We start from the raw sequence: 19,066 nt of genomic DNA, 5'->3' as shown, positions 1-19,066 counted from the left end.
GGTTGTTTTTTAATATTCAAAAGGTAGATCTCCAGCTAATTGTACCTCTTGATCATTATGAGAAATTACTTGGCTTTTCTCTAATGCTGTATCACCTAATGAAATACCCCATGCCATTGCTAACGTTAATAGGCTACCAATAAGTAGTTTCTTCATATTCCATCACCCACATTTTTTATTTTAATATATCATGAAATTTTATCCATATCCTATGCAATTATGCATATCCATTTTTTGGTTATCTATCTACTGATTTTATCTGCGAGCGCTTCTTTATATGCATGCATTTCTAATATATCAAAAAAGAAACTTGCCTTTTTATATGCATCTTCAATCTCTGGCTCATCATACCCCAATTTTCCTAGGCATTCGCCTCTTTGATAATATAGCTGTCCAATTAATGCCATACTATTAATTCGGCATGATATTTCAATTGCTTTATTTACTTGATAAAGTGACCCTTCATATTGCTCGTCTAAGTATAATGCTTTTGCATGATTATATCTTACCTTCACGTCGAATTCTTCATTATCATGCAATGTCTCTAATTGTTTTAATATATCTTCAAATAACTCAATACTTTTCTTAAAATAATTATTTTCAGCATAAATATTTGCAATTGCATTCTCTATATAGAGATTTTGGTATACGTCTATTCCAGCTAATTGTTGGTTTAACAATTTTTTTAATTCTAAAATACAATATTCGTAATCGATTTTCTTCAATATGTAAGCTGCTACATGATATTGCCATTGAAGAAACTGCTGGAATTCAGGATGATATTCTTCCTTTTTTAGCTCATTCCATACTCTATTATAAATCTCTTTATATTTTTTTTGCTTACACAGCATAATGACTTGATCTTTAAACTGTTTTTTTCTTTCAATATCAGAATAAATAAGTACCTCATAAAAGTGAATAATGGGAACTTGTAACTTTGCTGCGATACCTTGTAATATATCCATACTTGGGTATACCGCGCCCGATTCAATTCGACTCACTTCCGATTGATGACATATGTTATCGGATAACTGTTTTTGTGTTAATCCCCTCATTACCCTAATCTTCTTAATTTCACTTCCTAATTTTTCTGCGTGCATACTTACTCACCATCCCATTATAACAATCTAATTTGTTAAGTTGTCATACCACTACAATAATGTGCATTCGACAATTTTTGATATGAAATAATGCATAATATATATAAAATTCGGCAAATTGTTCATACAATCCATCTCACATACAATAATAGATTAGTAGTTTTATAGATAAATTATAGAAAATTTGCCCGTGCCTTCGTTACATTCGGTCTTCTTTATCCTTTATCAGCAGAAGCTATTTACACCCAAGAACTAGATAAAAATGAAGTGAAAATTGAAATTGCTTAGCCTAGTTTAACGCTTTAAAAATGACACAACCTCAAAATGATACGAAAAAATATGGCGAAAAAGTATTTAAGGGGTGAGATAAATGAGGCTAAAGCTCAACAAGGGTGAATGACAACTGAAATGAATGTAGATTCCCAACCTACAAATAAAGAAATAAAAGAAAATTAAACCGAAGTTCGCCTTGCACAAACTTACAAAAACTATAAAATATATAGTCAAGATTTCATTGTAAAAGTAGATAAAAATGGAGTAATTACAACTGTTAGTGGCAAGGTTGTCCAAAATTCAGACCAATAACCTAATCTAACTATAACAAATTTTTTGTCGAAAAATGAAGTAAAATCTAAATTACGCGATATACTTCAAATTCTGAGCGATGCGACTGCGACGAAACTCTCTATTGAAATACTTGTTTATAAGAAAAAAGAAGCTTACCACTCATAGGTAAACTTCTTTTTCATATCCATCCCTTTTCTTCCGCAATTGTAATTGCCTCAATTCTATTTTTCGCATCGAGCTTCGTTAATACTTCAGAAATGTAATTACGTACTGTGCCGGGTGAAAGATAAAGTGCCTTCGCAATTTCATTTGCCGTCTTTCCTTCTTTCGCAAGTAACAATACTTCTTTTTCGCGATCTGATAACGGATTTTGCTCCTGCCATAAGCCGAACATTAAATCTTGAGAGATCTCTCGCTTTCCTTTCATTACATTACGAATCGCTGCAGCTAAATCTTCACTTGGACTATCTTTTAATAAATATCCGTGCACGCCAGCTTTCATTGCTCGTTCAAAATATCCAGGGCGCGCAAATGTTGTTAAAATCATTACTTTGCATGCTGATTTTTCTTTCTGTAACGTTTCCGCAACATCTAATCCGCTTTGAATTGGCATTTCAATATCCATAATGCTTACATCCGGTTTTAACGATTCAATTAGTTTTAGCGCCTCTTCCCCGTTCGCAGCTTGCCCAATTACTTCAATATCATCTTCTAGATCAAGCAGGGCCCCTAATGCACCACGAAGCATCCGCTGATCTTCTGCAATAATAATTCGAATCATGCCCTCACCTCATCTTTTCCTGTTCGAATAACAACTGGAACTTTTACTGTTAATAGTGTCCCTGGATTAATCGTACCCAGTTCAACAAATCCATCAATAAGAGCGATACGCTCTTTCATACCACGAATGCCATTTCCATCGTGGTTTTGATCCGCTAAACCAATTCCATTATCTTCTACTGTCAAAATTAATTCACCTTGTGATTCTAGTACAGAAACTGTACAACGCGTCGCCTTACTATGCTTTACAACATTTGTCACAGCCTCACGTAAACACATTCCTAAAATATTTTGTTCAATGGGTGATAACGAACTTGCACTCGTTTCTTGTTTTATTTCTAATTCAATAGTAGCAGCTTGTAATATCGCTTTTATTTGCTCAAGCTCTTCTTCTACTGTAATCATACGCATATCAGAAATTAGTTCCCTTAGCTGCTTTAAAGCGGTACGAGATGTTTGCGTAATTTCCTTTGCTTCCACACTTGCACGCTCCGGATTTTTTACAATTAACTTTTCCACGAGCTGACTTTTTAAAGTAATGAGTGATAACGTATGCCCTAACGTATCATGAAGATCCCTTGCAATCCGTTGCCGCTCTTCACGTTTTACTAAGTCCTTAATTTGTTCGTTTGCTTCGTCTAATTGATTTCTTAACATCTTTTTCTGATTAAAATTACGCATTCCAAATGGCGTAAGAAGCATTAAAATAAACATCGGAACAATATTTACTAAACTTGTAGTTGTTAGTTGATTCATATTTACAAATAAAAATGCCCCAAGCATTATAACTAACAAACATAATAGCACTCGAAACACTTTCTTATTTGGCGCAAATCCCATCGCACTTGCAGTGAAAAAGCCAAAGAATATCATGAAAGGATTGTAAAATAAAGCAAATAAAAAGATAAGTACCATTTGAATACATGCCCAAAAAACGAACGTCCTCTGCACAAAATAAAGCTGACGGTATGTGATAATAAAAACTATCAACATACCGCTTCCAATTACAAGCTTCCACCCTGACGCCTGCACTAAATGGTAAATTGGAAATAACAGATACACGAACCACATATACGGGAAGAAACCCATATGTTTCGGAAAAATCTCAATCCTCTTCTTCTCTATCATTTATACCGCTTCCTGTCTTTTTCTTATATATATTGATATTACAACAAACATAAGGAAATAACCTCCTAGTACCGCGATATTTTCCCAACCAACTGATTTTCCAGCTACAATATCCCATGCACCGCTTCCGAAGTGATATGTTGGTGTCCATTCACCAATAGATCTTAATATTTTCGGAAATACTTCGATTGGCATCCATAACCCGCCAAGAATTGCTAAACACATATTTAAAATATTGGCTAAACCAGCAGCAGCATCAACCTTTTTAATAGAACCGACTATCGATCCAAGCGCTAAAAACGGTGTTACACCTAGTAATAACCATAAACCAGCGCCCATCCATTGACCGAACGTTAACTGAACATCATTAATTAAAATACCTGCTATAAAAATAACTACGATTGAAAACACATTTACTACTGTTTGTGAAACAATTTTCGCAGAAATATATGCCCCTTCTGGCAAAGGTGTAATTCTCAACAGTTGTGCCCACCCTTTTTGTCTTTCCTCAGAAAGACGAACACCAAAGCTAAAAAGTGCTGTTCCAATAATACTGAATGAAGTCATAGAAATTAAATAGTGAGCTTTCCATTCATTCCCGTTCTGTGGCACTTGAACAACATTTGTGAAAATGTAGTAAAACATAACTGGCATTAGTAATGAGAAAAAGATAAATAATTTATTGCGAAACGTACGTAATATCTCCATCTTACATTGCATCAAAAACGCTCTCATGCGATTTCCCCCTTCTGATTTGCGACAAACTGTTCAAATGCTTCATCAAGACTTCCACGTTCGACTGAAACATCTGTTACAGGTAAGTTCTTTTGATAAATTGCTTTTAAAGTTGCATCTGTATCTTCAGTTGTTAAAGTGAAGTGCCCTTCGTTTGACTGTACTTCTGTTACGTTTGGTAATTCTTTTAGTAATTTTGCAGGAATACTTTCCTTCGAATAAAACGTAATAGTTTTTCGCGAAATCGTCGCCTTCATCGCATCTGGTGTACCATCTGCGATAATCTTTCCGTTTGCAAACAATAAAATACGATCCGCCAACGCATCCGCTTCTTCTAAATAGTGTGTCGTTAAAATAATTGTTTTCCCTTCACTTGCTAACTTTCGAATTGTTTCCCAAAACGTTCTTCGAGACGTAATATCCATTCCAACTGTCGGCTCATCTAAAAATAACAAATCTGGATTACCTGCAAGTGCGAGTGCAAAGTTTAACCTTCTTTTTTGCCCACCTGATAATTTCTCACACCTTTGCTTTCGCTCCGATTCTAAATTTGATAACTGTAGCAACGTTTCTTTCGCTACCGGATTCGTATAATAACTACGGAATAACTCAATTGCCTCTTCCACTGTAATGCTATCAATGACACTTACTTCTTGTAACATCGCACCGAGGCTATTACGAACATCTCTATGTTTGGGACTCTTTCCAAATATAGAAACAGTTCCTTCCGTCGGATCCTTTAATCCAAGCATCATCGACATCGTCGTCGTTTTTCCTGCACCGTTCGGTCCAAGTAGTGCTACTATTTCTCCTTTATTCACATGAAATGAAACGTTATTTACTGCCCTTTTATATTTAAATGTTTTAGAAACACCATTTACTTCTATAATCTTTTCCATCTCTCCACCCCCGCTGTTTCTTATATTTACATTGTATGTGTTGGAAAACTTAGGAAACAGTATGATGCGTCATGACATCGATATGACAATTGTCATGTATTCCTTATGAGAGGAATCAACCTACATACCGCAAGCGAGTAGCAGGACGAAAATAAACATGATACAATCGGGTAAGATATATATTCGAGGAAGGACAGTGGTTTTCATGATTATTCGTAATGAACAAGATTTAGAAGGCTTACGAAAAATCGGCCGCATCGTTGCACTTGCACGTGAAGAAATGAAAAAAGAAGCGAAGCCAGGTATGACAACGAAAGAGCTTGATTTGATCGGTAAAAAAGTATTAGATGAGCATGGTGCTATTTCTGCACCTGAAAAAGAATATGATTTCCCAGGTGTAACTTGTATTAGTGTAAACGAAGAAGTTGCTCACGGTATTCCAGGAGATCGCGTATTAAAAGACGGCGACTTAGTAAACGTCGACGTATCTGCTGCACTTGATGGCTATTATGCAGATACAGGTATTTCATTTGTACTTGGAGAAGATGAAGCAAAAGAAAAGCTTTGCCAAGCAGCTGTTGATGCATTTTGGGCAGCAATGAAAAAGGTTAAAGCTGGTTCAAAGCAAAATCAAATTGGTCGTGCTGTTTCAAATTTCGCACATAAAAATGGATACAATGTGATTCAAAACTTAACTGGTCACGGTATTGGTCTTAGCTTACATGAAGCACCAAATCACATTTTAAGCTACTTTGACCCAATGGATAATGCACTTCTAAAAGACGGTCTTGTTATCGCTGTAGAGCCATTCATTTCTATGAAAGCTGATCACATTATTGAGCGCGGCGATGATGGTTGGACATTCGTTACACCTGATAAAAGCCTTGTTGCACAATGTGAACATACAGTTGTCGTAACACGCGGCGAACCGATTATTTTAACAGAAATATAAAAAATAGCCGTTTGGTAGCAGAAACCTACCAAACGGCTATTTTTTATTACTTTTAGGTATGCGTTTGGTAGCAGAAACCTACCAAACGGCTATTTTTTATTACTTTTAGGTATGCAAAAATTTATATAAATAAAAGGTGGTGCATCAAGGCACCACCTTTTTAACGGGGTGAGGCTGCCCAAAAGTACGGAAAACCTTTGAACAGCCTCGTATTTTCATATGGATGCCTTACATATATCACTGATGATAATTATGAAATGCGGAAACATATTTATCATCACATGATTCAAACACGAGAAAAGAAACCCTACAGTGGATTCTTTTCTCTACATAATCTAAAGTTTGGGTACACTAGATTCATGCAATGTAGGAGCTTTCCAAACAGAAAGCGAACCTTCATTTAAAATGATAGCATACATATCTCCACCAAAAATATGCAAATATGCATATAGTATTTTTTATTTCTCAATGTCAGAATATTGAAAAATAAAAAATGTAAAGGTAAAATAAAGTCGTTATCCGTCTTCTTTTGTCAGTCAGAGAGAATAGAAGAATAGGAGAGGAAAAAATGAAAAAATCTTTAAAACAAAAAATAGTAAGCTCTTTGCTTGCTGTATCACTCGCTGTTAGCTTGGCTCCAATTGGACAAGCCAAAGCTGATTCCACGTCAGAAATCACACAGACTTCACCTATCACAAAACAAGTTGATGCAAGCCGCGCCATCGAACACATCCGTTTCTTATCCGAAACAATTGGTCCTCGCCCTGGTGGGACAAAATCAGAAGAATGGGCTTCTCGCTACGTTGGTATGCAACTTAAATCAATGGGCTATGAAGTAGACTATCAACCATTTCAAGTGCCAGATCAGTACGTTGGCTTTATTGAATCCCCATTATCCACAAAGCGTAATTGGCAAGCTGGCGCTGCTCCTAACGCACTAATTTCTACAGAAGCTGTTACAGCTCCTCTTATCTTTGTTCAAGGTGGGACAAAATTAGAGGATATTCCAAATGAAGTAAATGGAAAGATTGTTCTATTTGAAAGGGGAACAACAGTAGCAGACTACAATAAACAAGTTGAAAATGCTGTTAGCAAAGGAGCAAAAGGTGTTCTTTTATACAGTTTAATTGGTGGACGCGGAAATTATGGACAAACCTTCAATCCCCGCCTAACGAAAAAGCAATCTATTCCTGTCTTTGGTCTTGCTTATGCGCAAGGAAATGCATTTAAAGAAGAAATCGCTAAAAAAGGGACAACAATTCTTTCCCTAAAAGCGAGACATGAATCTAATTTAAAATCCTTAAACGTCATCGCTAAAAAGAAACCAAAAAACAGTACAGGTAATGAAAAAGCTGTCGTTGTAAGTTCGCACTATGATAGTGTAGTTGGAGCACCTGGAGCAAACGATAATGCTTCTGGTACAGGATTAGTATTAGAGTTAGCTCGTGCTTTTCAAAATGTAGAAACTGATAAAGAAATTCGTTTTATTGCTTTTGGTTCTGAAGAGACTGGCTTACTTGGCTCCGATTATTACGTTAATAGTTTATCCCAAAAAGAACGCGATCGAATTTTAGGTGTCTTTAACGCAGACATGGTTGCAACAAATTACGATAAAGCAAAGAATTTATATGCTATGACGCCTAACGGTTCTCCAAACCTTGTAACAGACGCAGCCTTACAAGCAGGTAAACAATTAAATAATGACCTCGTACTGCAAGGGAAATTCGGCTCCAGTGATCACGTGCCATTTGCTGAAGTTGGTATTCCTGCCGCCCTATTTATTTGGATGGGTGTCGATAGTTGGAATCCATTAATCTATCATATCGAGAAGGTATATCACACACCTCAAGATAACGTATTTGAGAACATTTCACCTGAACGTATGAAAATGGCATTAGAGGTTATTGGTACAGGCGTCTATAATAGCCTTCATTCCACCGTAAAAACAGGAGAGAAAGCCGCTTAATACTATTTCAAGCCACCGATTAATCGGTGGCTGTTTATTAAGAAAAAATGAATATGCATAAAAGCATATTCATTACATGGTATTATGGTGTATAATTAAAATCGTAATATATAAATAAAGGATATCAATCACATAGCATTATGTAGAATAAAAAATTTAAATACTATTGATTACATCTAATGAGAAGGTTTTTCAATTATAAAAAGGTGCTCTTGCAGTTGTGTTAACTTGAACTTCAGGAACTAATGCCTTCATTCCTAAAATAAACGTTGCATCAGCTACTCAAGAACAAAGCTTTACAATATGCTATTTCTAAATTAGCCATAAAAATGGCTATGCATTCATCCAAAACTTAATGAAACATAGCATTGACCTTAAATTACATGAGATACCACGCTCTAAGCTTATGGTCCAATGATAATGTGCTTCTTAAAAACGGTTTTGTTATCGTTTTAGAGCCACTGATTGAGTCCACCTTGAAATTGTTCCCTTTTTTCTATAAAAAAAAACCCTTCAGGCTGCATTCTTCCCTTCACCTTATTGTGAAGTGTTTTTGAATACTTACCTAAAGGGAGCAATATCAATAGTAATTTTTTAATTTGTCAGCTACTCAGTTTACAGTGTAATCAATAATCTAAAGCTTTTTTATTATTTAATTCGCTGACGAGCGAGTAGGATTCCACCTAAAAGGAACAATACCATACCTCCAAGAATTGAACTCATTCCTGCTGATGTTCCTCCTGTGTTAGGAAGTAATGTTGGCTTATCATTTTCTGTAGTAGGTGGAACTTTTGAATCGCTATTGTTGCCTGTATTTGTGTTTGGATTTTTCGGATCTGTACTTGGATCTTTCGGATCTGTGCTTGGATCTTTCGGATTTGTACTTGGATCTTTTGGATTTGTACTTGGATCTTTTGGATCTACATTTGGCTCGTCCTTGATTTTTGTATTTGTGATGTCATAACCTTTTACTTTGGATTCATACCCAGCTACTGGTTGTTCCTTCACTTCATACTTGTACGCTACTCCATTTTCATCGTATGCTTGGAGCTTTTCAAACGTGTACTTCCATTCTGTTGCCGCTGTTACTTCTTTTGTGTCTACTACTTTACCGTTTTGTAGTAAGTCTACTTTAATCGAACTTGGACGATCTGTTGCATTGTTATCGTTCCACGTTTTTGTTCCTTCTACTTTTGTTTCGCCTACTTTTGTATTCGTGATGTCAGTACCATTTACTTCGGATTCATATCCTGCTAATGGTTGTTCTTTTACTGTATACTCGTAAGCTTTTCCTTCCGCATCATATGCTTCTAAATCTGTGAATGTATATTTCCAACCCATTACTGCGAATACGTCTTGTGTTTGAATCACGTTCCCGTTTTGTAGTAAGTCTACTTTGATCATTGTCGGACGGTCTGTTGCATTTCCGTCTTTCCACGTCTTTATTCCTTCTACTTTTGTTTCGCCTACTTTTGTATTCGTGATGTCATAACCTTTTACTTTGGATTCATATCCTGATACTGGCTGTTCTTTCACTTCATACTTGTATGCCACTCCGTTTGCATCGTATGCTTGGAGCTTTTCAAATGTGTACTTCCATTCTGTTGCCGCTGTTACTTCTTTTGTGTCTACTACTTTACCGTTTTGTAAAAGATCTACTTTAATCATTTCCGGACGATCTTTTGCGTTATCGTCTTTCCATGTTTTCGTTCCTTCTACTTTTGTTTCGCCTACTTTTGTATTTGTGATGTCAGTACCATTTACTTTGGATTCATATCCTGGTACTGCCTGTTCTTTCACTTCATACTTGTACGCTGCTCCGTTTGCATCGTATGCTTGGAGTTTTTCAAACGTATACTTCCAGTTTGTTGCCGCCGTTGCTTCTTTTGTATCTACTACTTTACCGTTTTGTAGTAAGTCTACTTTAATCGAGCTTGGACGATCTGTTGCATTGTTATCGTTCCACGTTTTTGTTCCTTCTACTTTCGTTTCGCCTACTTTTGTATTCGTGATGTCAGTACCATTTACTTTGGATTCATATCCAGCTACTGGCTGTTCTTTCACTCCATACTTATATGCCTTACCTTCTGCATCGTAAGCTTGGAGCTTTTCAAACGTGTACTTCCAGTTTGTTTCTGCTGTTACTTCTTTTGTATCTACTACTTTACCATTTTGTAAAAGGTCTACTTTGATCATTGTCGGACGATCTGTTGCGTTATTATCGTTCCATGTCTTCGTTCCTTCTACTTTTGTTTCGCCTACTTTCGTATTTGTGATGTCATAACCGTGTACGTCAGATCCGTATCCCGTTACCGGCTGTTCCTTCACTTCATACTTGTACGCTACTCCATTTTCATCATATGCTTCTAAATCCGTGAATGCATATTTCCAGTTTGTTGCCGCTGTTACTTCTTTTGTATCTACTACTTTACCATTTTGTAAAAGGTCTACTTTAATCGAGCTTGGACGATCTGTTGCTTGGTTATCGTTCCACGTTTTTGTTCCTTCTACTGTCAATTTCGCTACTTTTGTATTCGTGATATCAGTACCACTTACTTTGGATTCATATCCTGCTACCGGTTGTTCCTTCACTTCATACTTGTATGCCACTCCATTTTCATCGTATGCTTGGAGCTTTTCAAACGTATACTTCCAGTTTGTTTCTGCTGTTACTTCTTTTGTATCTACTACTTTACCATTTTGTAAAAGGTCTACTTTGATCATTGTTGGACGATCTGTTGCGTTATCGTCTTTCCATGTTTTCGTTCCTTCTACTTTTGTTTCGCCTACTTTTGTATTTGTGATGTCAGTACCATTTACTTTGGATTCATATCCTGGTACTGCTTGTTCTTTCACTTCATACTTGTATGCCTTACCTTCTGCATCGTATGCTGCTAAATCTTTGAATTCGTATTTCCAGTCTGTTGCTTTGCTTACTTCTTGCGTCGCAATCACTGTACCATTTTGTAAAAGGTCTACTTTAATCATTTCCGGACGATCTTTCGCGTTATCGTCTTTCCATGTCTTTGTTCCTTCTACTTTTGTTTGACCTACTTTTGTATTTGTGATATCAGTACCACTTACTTTAGATTCATATCCTGGTACTGGCTGTTCTTTCACTTCATACTTGTATACCACTCCGTTTGCATCGTATGCTTGGAGCTTTTCAAATGTGTACTTCCATTCTGTTGCCGCTGTTACTTCTTTTGTATCTACTACTTTACCGTTTTGTAAAAGGTCTACTTTAATCATTTCCGGACGATCTTTCGCGCTATCATCTTTCCATGTTTTCGTTCCTTCTACTTTTGTTTCGCCTACTTTTGTATTTGTGATATCAGTACCACTTACTTTGGATTCATATCCTGCTACCGGTTGTTCCTTCACTTCATACTTGTACGCTACTCCATTTGCATCATATGCTGCTAAATCTTTAAATTCATATTTCCAACCTGTTGCTTTGCTTACCTCTTGCGTCGCAATCACTGTACCATTTTGTAAAAGGTCTACTTTAATCATTTCCGGACGATCTGTTGCGTTATCATCTTTCCATGTCTTCGTTCCTTCTACTTTTGTTTGACCTACTTTTGTATTTGTGATATCAGTACCACTTACTTTGGATTCATATCCTGGTACTGGCTGTTCTTTCACTTCATACTTGTACGCTACTCCGTTTGCATCGTATGCTTGGAGTTTTTCAAACGTGTACTTCCAATTTGTTGCCGCTGTTACTTCTTTTGTATCTACTACTTTACCGTTTTGTAAAAGATCTACTTTGATCATTTCCGGACGATCTTTCGCATTATCGTCTTTCCATGTTTTCGTTCCTTCTACTTTTGTTTCGCCTACTTTTGTATTTGTGATGTCATAACCGTTGACTTTGGATTCATATCCAGCTATCGGTTGTTCCTTCACTTTATACTTGTACGCTACTCCATTTGCATCATACGCTACTAAATCTTTGAATTCATATTTCCAATCTGTTACTTTGCTTACTTCTTGCGTCGCGATCACTGTACCATTTTGTAAAAGGTCTACTTTAATCATTTCTGGACGATCTGTTGCGTTATCGTCTTTCCATGTCTTCGTTCCTTCTACTTTTGTTTGACCTACTTTTGTATTTGTGATATCAGTACCACTTACTTTAGATTCATATCCTGGTACTGGCTGTTCTTTCACTGTATACTCGTAAGCCTTTCCTTCCGCATCATATGCTTCTAGATCTGAGAATATATATTTCCAACCCATTACTGCTAGTACGTCGTGTGTTTGAATCACATTCCCGTTTTGTAGTAAGTCTACTTTGATCATCGTCGGACGGTCTGTTGCATTTCCGTCTTTCCATGTCTTCGTTCCTTCTACTTTTGTTTTGCCTACTTTTGTATTTGTGATATCAGTACCACTTACTTTGGATTCATATCCTGGTACTGCTTGTTCTTTCACTTCATACTTGTACGCTGCTCCGTTTGCATCGTATGCCTGAAGTTTTTCAAACGTGTACTTCCAATTTGTTGCCGCTGTTACTTCTTTTGTATCTACTACTTTACCGTTTTGTAAAAGATCTACTTTGATCATTTCCGGACGATCTTTCGCGTTATCGTCTTTCCACGTTTTCGTTCCTTCTACTTTTGTTTCGCCTACTTTTGTATTTGTGATATCAGTACCACTTACTTTGGATTCATATCCTGGTACTGCTTGTTCTTTCACTTCATACTTGTACGCTGCTCCGTTTGCATCGTATGCCTGAAGTTTTTCAAACGTATACTTCCAATTTGCTGCCGCTGTTACTTCTTTTGTGTCTACTACTTTACCGCTTTGTAAAAGATCTACTTTGATCATTTCCGGACGATCTTTCGCGTTATCGTCTTTCCATGTTTTCGTTCCTTCTACTTTTGTTTCGCCTACTTTTGTATTTGTGATATCATAACCATTGACTTTGGATTCGTATCCATCTACCGGTTGTTCTTTCACTTCATACTTGTATGCTTTTCCATTTGCATCGAACGCTACTAAATCTTTAAATTCATACTTCCAGCCTGTTTCTTTGCTGACTTCTTGTGTCGCAATCACTGTACCGTTTTGTAGTAAGTCTACTTTGATGGCTTTATGCTCTTCCTCTGTGCCACCTTTCCACGTCTTCGTTCCTGCAACTGATGTCTTGCCTACCTTTGTATTCGTGATATCATAACCATTGACTTTGGATTCGTATCCGTCTACTGCTTGTTCTTTCACTTCATACTTATATGCTTTTCCGTCTGCATTGGTTATCGCCAAATCTTTAAATTCATATTTCCAACCTGTTGCTTCGCTTACTTCTTGCGTCGCAATCACTGTACCGCTTTGTAGTAAGTCTACTTTAATCATCGTTGGACGACCTTCCGCATTTCCGTCCTTCCATGTTTTCGTTCCTTCTACTTTGGTTTTTTGTACCACTTTTGTATTTGTAATATCATAACCGTTTACTTCTGTTGTGTATCCATCTATCGGTTGTTCTTTTACTTCATACTTGTACGCTACTCCATTTGCATCATACGTTGCTAGGTTGTCGAATTTGTATTTCCAACCATCTGCCGCTGTTACTTCTTTCGTGTCTACTACTTTCTCATTTTGTAGTAATTCTACTTTGATTGAACTTGGACGATCTTTCTCGTTATCGTTTTTCCACGTCTTCGTCCCTGCAATAGATGTAGTTTTCACCTTATTCGAAATTGGCAACTTAACTCCATTTACAGCATCTGATTTAACTTCAAAAATTACTTTTGCTTGAGGATCGAAATCAACATAGTCTGGAGCTGAAACTTCTTTCACATAATATTTACCTGGTTGTAAATTAGGGATTTCAATTATCCCTTTTTCATCTGTTTTATATACATCTCCAACTTGTTCATCAGGCTCTTTATACAACTTAAACGAAACATTTGGGATTACTTTTTCTTCATCCCCTTCAATATGCTTCACAATTTTTAGTGTTCCTTTTGGAGTCACGTTACCTTCAGCACCACCGCCAGCTGTCATATTTTCGACTGGATGAGTACCCGATTCATTAACTGGTTCCTTGTTTAGAACTTGGTAATCAATCGTATAATCATTCTTAAAAAACTCTTGCTTCTTCCCAGCTTCCGTTATAGTAGATGTATAACCAATCGAAAAGGAGGCAAGACGCGCTTTATCCTTATTAAGCACAACTTTAAATGATTTGTCTCCAGTAAAGGTAATCGTTCCGTAACCTTGCTTTTCAAGCTCTTGTAGCGTTAAAGATCGACGACCTATATAATCATCTACAATTATATAGAAACTATCCTTATTAAGTGTTTGACCTTCCTGTAAATTATCAGTCACAACAATATCACGGCTTAACTCTTCTTTAGCCAAGTTTATATTCAAGAACCAACGTACTTCATCGCTCTTACCTGAGTTCATATCACCAGTTTTATAAAAAAATGGTGGCTTTCCAGGATCTGTACCCCCACCACTGCTTGGGCCGGTAATTGTTACAGATTGCTTATCTACATTTGTACCGAAATTGGTTTCAATCTCTTTCTTTTCATCCGTTCCTACATTAGCAGCTTCCACAAAAAAGTTTAAATACCCTTTAATATTTTGATGTGTACTCACTTTATCATTAAATGTACATACCACAGTACCTGCAGTGACTTTACAAGTACCATAATCATCTAATAGAAACTCTGTATTTAATCCTTTTAATTCTGGAGGCAGTGTTAATGTTAGTGTGTCTCCAGACTTCAGCTTAAGACTATCTTTTTCACTGAAGTTTATAGTTACTTTAGTCCGTTGTCCGATAGAAAGATCTGTTTTATCAATCTTAAAACTATCCACAAGTCCTAATGTATTTAATTCTTGTGCGTTTGCTACTATAGGTAAAAGACTCTGACCTATAGTAAACATGAAAATCATTATAATCGAAAAAATAGAAGTTATTCTCTTTAAATACATACTTTATGTTAGCCTCCTCATAATTTAAAATATAAATAGTTTCTGGTACAAACATGTTATGATGAAAATTCTATTATCCAACTATTTCACCTACGTATTTTTAATAGCTATTATGATTTCTCTTCCCCCTTTCACTACTACTTAACAACTTGAAACTTGATTTTTTATAAGTGTATCTAACATTTTCGACACGCCTACAATTATGTACTTTTGACCTATATTTTTTAATAGGAACATAGATAAACTTTGACAAAAAAGTTTAAATAATAAATACATATAGGCGACAGATACTGGAATACATTTAAAATCAGGAAAAAATGATTTAAAATGCATTCCAGACGAAACTCATGACAACCATTCTTCTTTTTGTGCCTTAGGGATTATAAAATGATTATTCTATGTGTAAAAGATTTTAGTGCGGGCAAATATAGACTAACTACTTCACAGCAAATATGCATCCTATCAACTTCCATACTTATCATTCTGAAAAATAACGAAAATTACGGATTATAGTCGCACTCAGCATACCAGCAAAAAAGCTTATAAATGTGGAACGAGTTAAAATACTCATATTTTACAGGATATCATTAGAAGATAAGCTTTCTGTCATCATAAGTACGGCTGACAATGTCCATGTATTAAAACATTTGATATTTAGTTAAATACCGAAATAAATTGATGCAAAAAACATTTTAACATCAGCGCTATATGATTAAAATATTACGGACGAAGTATTATTTGTCTATGAAGATAAAAGAAATATTCTCCAAATCTGAATAAAGTGAAACAAGTTTGGGGGTAACTAAAAACGATTGTGATTTTCAACTGATTTCATGTGAATTTTGCAGAAATACGGGAATCAGTCTTTTCATTTTTGGAGTATATAAATGGGTGTCGAGAAAAAGGGTTTCTCCTGATGGATCTGATTCTAGAGCTATGTCAAAAAATTAAAATAAACCTACATATCATCTATCCGCTAAAAATTTTTAATTTCTTTACGAATAATAAAATATTTATATATACTTATATACGTTTATGTATTAATATATATATATATAAATGATGTTAAATCAAAAATAAGAGTTGTATATCTCCTCATTATTTTTATCGAATCTAAAAAATCAAGTTGATTAGCACCAAATCCTTGACTCCTTAAATAAGAAGTTTTGAGGATTACCTACTCAGTTGTTAGATAGATTATAATTTTAAGTACACTTACCTTGATTGTAATAACATGATTTAAAGCAATTACAACATTCCCTATTAGCATTTCATCAATAAATAATACAGACATGCCTTTTTTCGTAATTCCCCCAAAAAACAACAAATTTTTTCCATAGTCTATTATTCTAGAATTGTTACCAAAAATCAATAGTTAATTGTTGCTCCCCATTTTTACTTCATTATTATAAGGCATCTTTAGGTTAACCAATTATCCTATTTTACATATCATATTCTGGCTAAGGTTGACCACCCTCATATAATTCTCCTTAATTTACACAACATTATATGTTTAGGTTTTTCAGAAAAAGCCACCTTTCTTTTAAAAGTGATAACATCTATATCCTCATTAAAAATATACAAATAATTCAGGTTGCACTTTTCTATTTCTCAATACAAATTAATTTTTTAAAAAAAACAGATATAAAGCCTTTATCCGTCTTCTTTTGTCAGTCCAAAAGAAAAAAACAATTAGTTATAACAAAAATCACCTACTTTAAAGTGGTGATTTTTTATTGAGAAAATACATATATGCATAAAAGCATATTTTCTCCTACTCCTTATCGTATAAAATATTAACTGTAACAAAAGTGATTACAACTAATAAGGAGGTTTTTTCTACTATGAAAAAAATGATTTTAGCCAGTGCTTTAACTTTAGCAGGAATTACTGGCGCTACCGCTTTTATTCCTGAAACAAAAGTCGCTGCTGCCACTCAAGAACAAAGTTTTACAAAATTTTATTCTTTACAAACTGGAAGTAGTTCTGAACAAGAACCTATTTTCCTTCAAAAAGGACAGGAACTAACAATTCAACCTAACAGTAAAACTCCTAGTTACAGTGTTTATGACTCAAGTCATAACCTTATTGGGCGCTATTCTGATGGTTACGGCCGAATTTTCACTGCAAAAACAGATGGAAATATGTATGTTCAATTTCATGCACCTTTCGTTTACTATAGTCCTGTTAGCTTTTCTGTTACGTATACAATCCAATAAAGTGAAACTTTAATCAGTGGGGGTTTTCTTCATCCCCCACTGATTATTAGTTGAACCAATCGGACTTTTATGGGCAGTTGATCCCCCACCTAAATCCTTTGCTTTCGCTGAATTTTGAGGTGGGGGTCTTACTGCCCATTAAAGCGGGATAAAATAAAGGGCCTTTCTCAAGGCCCTTTATTTTATTTCCCAATTCACTTTTACAAAACCATCTTTCACCAATACACCACTTATATTAAATACATACTTTTCATTTGCCTTTAATGTAGCTTTGAAAGTACCTTTTTTCGATTCACAGATCTCTTTTAACTCTCTTATACCTTCTCCTTGTCTTTCATACAAGCTAAAGCATAAATTCCCACGTTTTGCATCTGTCTCATAAGAAAATGTTACTTCTGTATCTTTCGCATACTCTAGTTCAATATCTTTCCCAGCAATATCCCATGATAAGAATTTTGCCTCGTAGCTGGTCTCCCCTTTCTTCTCATTTTCTAAATATATATCACCAGCTCTCCACATATCATCTAACGTTTGAACGAAAGCAAAGCCGCTCAGTAATACAAACATCGTACTTGCAAATATGACAACTAATGTTATCTTTTGTTTTTTCATAGCCTTCATCGTATGTTCTCCTTCTATTTTCTTGTTACTTCTTCGTATCATATATAACAAAACTCCAATAAAAAATGGTAATACAATCGCTATAACACTCCACCACTTACTTATCCCACGCGTTTTCGCATCTGTATACACCCATGATGCTACACATACTAAAAGTGCTATAAAAGTTAAAAGCATTGTAATCCCAGCTATCTCAAATACTACAAATGGCTTAGCGAACTCTATCATGTAATTTATACTCCTTCTTTAAAAATGACTGTATGACAACATATATAGGAACGTATAGATGCATCATAATCACACTTGCTATCAACATAGGGACTTTATGATTCAAATGAGTGACAAACTGCTCCATAACAATTGTTAATAAAATAATCCAAATCGCATGAATACAAATAACCCATCTTTTCTCTAATTTTCGAGCATTTCGTACGCTCTGTTTCGTATTATTTATCAGCTCTTCGCTTGGAATCATGTCTTCAGCTAAGCTGCTCCTTATCTTCTGATCAAACTTATCTTCCGTCATAAACGAACCCCTCCAAATGTTCCCGCATTTGCTTCTTCGCATAATTAAGGCGGTATTTCACCGTACCAATCGGTATATTTAATATTTCGCTCATTTCTTTATAAGAGTATTGTTCATAATAGTAGAGTACGAGCACGGTTTTATATTTTTCATTCAATAGCTGTATAACTTCCCGTATCATTTCCGCTTCCACTTTTTGAATAAATTCTTCTGATATATTCACTTCATCTGCGAAATCGATTTCTCCACCATCCTCTTTATGAAACAAATCCAATACGCGATCTTTCCACCTTTTCTTCTTACGATAAAAATCATAAAACGCACGAACACAAATTGTAGTAATCCATTTTTTATAATTTTCCACGCAAGAAAGCTGGTGCCGAGAGGAAAAAACTTTTATCCAAGTCTCTTGAAAAATATCTTCTGCATCTTCTTTCGTTTTCGCTAATTTATAGCATAAAGAATATATTTGCTGCTTATATATATCAATTAATTCTTCTACCTTTTCTTCCATCGGAAACCTCCTGTCATTTATATAAGACGACGCAAATTCTCCTTTTGTTTGATAAAATTTTATTTTTTATTATCTCCATACAAAAAGGCAATCACAACATCGTGTGAT

General features: G+C 35.4%; 13 protein-coding genes and 1 pseudogene. 4 read left to right on the top strand and 10 right to left on the bottom strand.

The window, feature by feature from the left end:
• Positions 1–9 precede the first annotated feature (9 nt).
• Positions 10–156 (bottom strand): quorum-sensing peptide PapR, encoded by a 147-nt coding sequence (locus tag DN394_RS10575; protein WP_000734732.1) that lies wholly within the window; start codon positions 154–156, stop codon positions 10–12.
• Between the two features lie 86 nt (positions 157–242).
• On the bottom strand, positions 243–1,100 hold the full coding sequence (gene plcR, locus DN394_RS10570) for a transcriptional regulator PlcR (RefSeq protein WP_000542915.1): 858 nt from the start codon (positions 1,098–1,100) through the stop codon (positions 243–245).
• Positions 1,101–1,508: 408 nt separating this feature from the next.
• Between plcR and DN394_RS29790 the strand changes: the two are divergent.
• Positions 1,509–1,832: pseudogene (locus tag DN394_RS29790) on the top strand (bacillolysin).
• 13 nt (positions 1,833–1,845) lie between these two features.
• Here DN394_RS29790 and DN394_RS10555 read toward each other — a convergent pair.
• From DN394_RS10555 to DN394_RS10540, 4 genes are read right to left on the bottom strand one after another with little or no spacing between them, the layout of a single operon-like run.
• Entirely contained in the window at positions 1,846–2,448 is a 603-nt protein-coding gene (locus DN394_RS10555; protein WP_000619263.1) for a response regulator transcription factor, read from the bottom strand.
• Positions 2,445–3,575 carry a sensor histidine kinase gene (locus tag DN394_RS10550; RefSeq protein WP_075309860.1) on the bottom strand — a complete coding sequence of 377 codons (1,131 nt, stop codon included), beginning with the start codon at positions 3,573–3,575 and terminating at the stop codon, positions 2,445–2,447. Before DN394_RS10550 ends, DN394_RS10555 begins: the two co-directional genes overlap by 4 nt.
• Positions 3,576–4,310, bottom strand: a complete 735-nt coding sequence (locus DN394_RS10545) for an ABC transporter permease (RefSeq protein WP_149293774.1) — start codon at positions 4,308–4,310, stop codon at positions 3,576–3,578.
• Positions 4,307–5,209: an ABC transporter ATP-binding protein gene (locus DN394_RS10540; RefSeq protein WP_149293773.1), complete on the bottom strand. Its 903-nt coding sequence runs from the start codon at positions 5,207–5,209 to the stop codon at positions 4,307–4,309. The genes DN394_RS10545 and DN394_RS10540 overlap by 4 nt, the downstream gene beginning before the upstream one ends.
• A gap of 157 nt (positions 5,210–5,366) precedes the next feature.
• Here DN394_RS10540 and map point away from each other — a divergent pair, with 157 nt between their 5' ends.
• Together map and DN394_RS10530 are read left to right on the top strand one after the other, a co-directional pair.
• Positions 5,367–6,161: a type I methionyl aminopeptidase gene (gene map / locus DN394_RS10535; protein ID WP_149293772.1), complete on the top strand. Its 795-nt coding sequence runs from the start codon at positions 5,367–5,369 to the stop codon at positions 6,159–6,161.
• 568 nt (positions 6,162–6,729) lie between these two features.
• On the top strand, positions 6,730–8,127 hold the full coding sequence (locus DN394_RS10530) for a M28 family metallopeptidase (RefSeq protein ID WP_000749135.1): 1,398 nt from the start codon (positions 6,730–6,732) through the stop codon (positions 8,125–8,127).
• A 648-nt stretch (positions 8,128–8,775) separates the two neighbouring features.
• Here the strand turns inward: DN394_RS10530 and DN394_RS10525 are convergent.
• Positions 8,776–15,078, bottom strand: a complete 6,303-nt coding sequence (locus DN394_RS10525) for a Cna B-type domain-containing protein (RefSeq protein ID WP_149293771.1) — start codon at positions 15,076–15,078, stop codon at positions 8,776–8,778.
• 1,844 nt (positions 15,079–16,922) lie between these two features.
• On the opposite strand from DN394_RS10525, the gene DN394_RS10515 reads away from it, so the two are divergent.
• Entirely contained in the window at positions 16,923–17,297 is a 375-nt protein-coding gene (locus tag DN394_RS10515) for a hypothetical protein (protein WP_000738236.1), read from the top strand.
• A gap of 177 nt (positions 17,298–17,474) precedes the next feature.
• Here the strand turns inward: DN394_RS10515 and DN394_RS10510 are convergent, their stop codons facing one another.
• Genes DN394_RS10510 through DN394_RS10500 form a run of 3 tightly spaced genes read right to left on the bottom strand, consistent with a single transcriptional unit; the run spans position 17,475 to position 18,958 of the window.
• Positions 17,475–18,146 (bottom strand): ABA4-like family protein, encoded by a 672-nt coding sequence (locus tag DN394_RS10510; RefSeq protein WP_000568887.1) that lies wholly within the window; start codon positions 18,144–18,146, stop codon positions 17,475–17,477.
• Positions 18,130–18,444, bottom strand: a complete 315-nt coding sequence (locus DN394_RS10505) for a hypothetical protein (protein ID WP_000133818.1) — start codon at positions 18,442–18,444, stop codon at positions 18,130–18,132. Before DN394_RS10505 ends, DN394_RS10510 begins: the two co-directional genes overlap by 17 nt.
• The gene (locus DN394_RS10500; protein ID WP_000391645.1) at positions 18,431–18,958 is read right to left on the bottom strand and encodes an RNA polymerase sigma factor; all 528 of its coding nucleotides are present in this window, start codon (positions 18,956–18,958) and stop codon (positions 18,431–18,433) included. Before DN394_RS10500 ends, DN394_RS10505 begins: the two co-directional genes overlap by 14 nt.
• Between the last annotated feature and the right edge of the window lie 108 nt (positions 18,959–19,066).

Source organism: Bacillus sp. BB081, assembly GCF_008368895.1.
GTDB lineage: Bacteria > Bacillota > Bacilli > Bacillales > Bacillaceae_G > Bacillus_A > Bacillus_A wiedmannii.
This window is presented reverse-complemented; position numbering and strand designations above follow the sequence as displayed.

Bases quoted from the DNA above. Each gene is read 5' to 3' on its own strand.
- DN394_RS10575 (WP_000734732.1), bottom strand. From the start codon at position 156: ATGAAGAAACTACTTATTGGTAGCCTATTAACGTTAGCAATGGCATGG.
- plcR (WP_000542915.1), bottom strand. From the start codon at position 1,100: ATGCACGCAGAAAAATTAGGAAGTGAAATTAAGAAGATTAGGGTAATG.
- DN394_RS10555 (WP_000619263.1), bottom strand. From the start codon at position 2,448: ATGATTCGAATTATTATTGCAGAAGATCAGCGGATGCTTCGTGGTGCA.
- DN394_RS10550 (WP_075309860.1), bottom strand. From the start codon at position 3,575: ATGATAGAGAAGAAGAGGATTGAGATTTTTCCGAAACATATGGGTTTC.
- DN394_RS10545 (WP_149293774.1), bottom strand. From the start codon at position 4,310: ATGAGAGCGTTTTTGATGCAATGTAAGATGGAGATATTACGTACGTTT.
- DN394_RS10540 (WP_149293773.1), bottom strand. From the start codon at position 5,209: ATGGAAAAGATTATAGAAGTAAATGGTGTTTCTAAAACATTTAAATAT.
- map (WP_149293772.1), top strand. From the start codon at position 5,367: ATGATACAATCGGGTAAGATATATATTCGAGGAAGGACAGTGGTTTTC.
- DN394_RS10530 (WP_000749135.1), top strand. From the start codon at position 6,730: ATGAAAAAATCTTTAAAACAAAAAATAGTAAGCTCTTTGCTTGCTGTA.
- DN394_RS10525 (WP_149293771.1), bottom strand. From the start codon at position 15,078: ATGTATTTAAAGAGAATAACTTCTATTTTTTCGATTATAATGATTTTC.
- DN394_RS10515 (WP_000738236.1), top strand. From the start codon at position 16,923: ATGAAAAAAATGATTTTAGCCAGTGCTTTAACTTTAGCAGGAATTACT.
- DN394_RS10510 (WP_000568887.1), bottom strand. From the start codon at position 18,146: ATGATAGAGTTCGCTAAGCCATTTGTAGTATTTGAGATAGCTGGGATT.
- DN394_RS10505 (WP_000133818.1), bottom strand. From the start codon at position 18,444: ATGACGGAAGATAAGTTTGATCAGAAGATAAGGAGCAGCTTAGCTGAA.
- DN394_RS10500 (WP_000391645.1), bottom strand. From the start codon at position 18,958: ATGGAAGAAAAGGTAGAAGAATTAATTGATATATATAAGCAGCAAATA.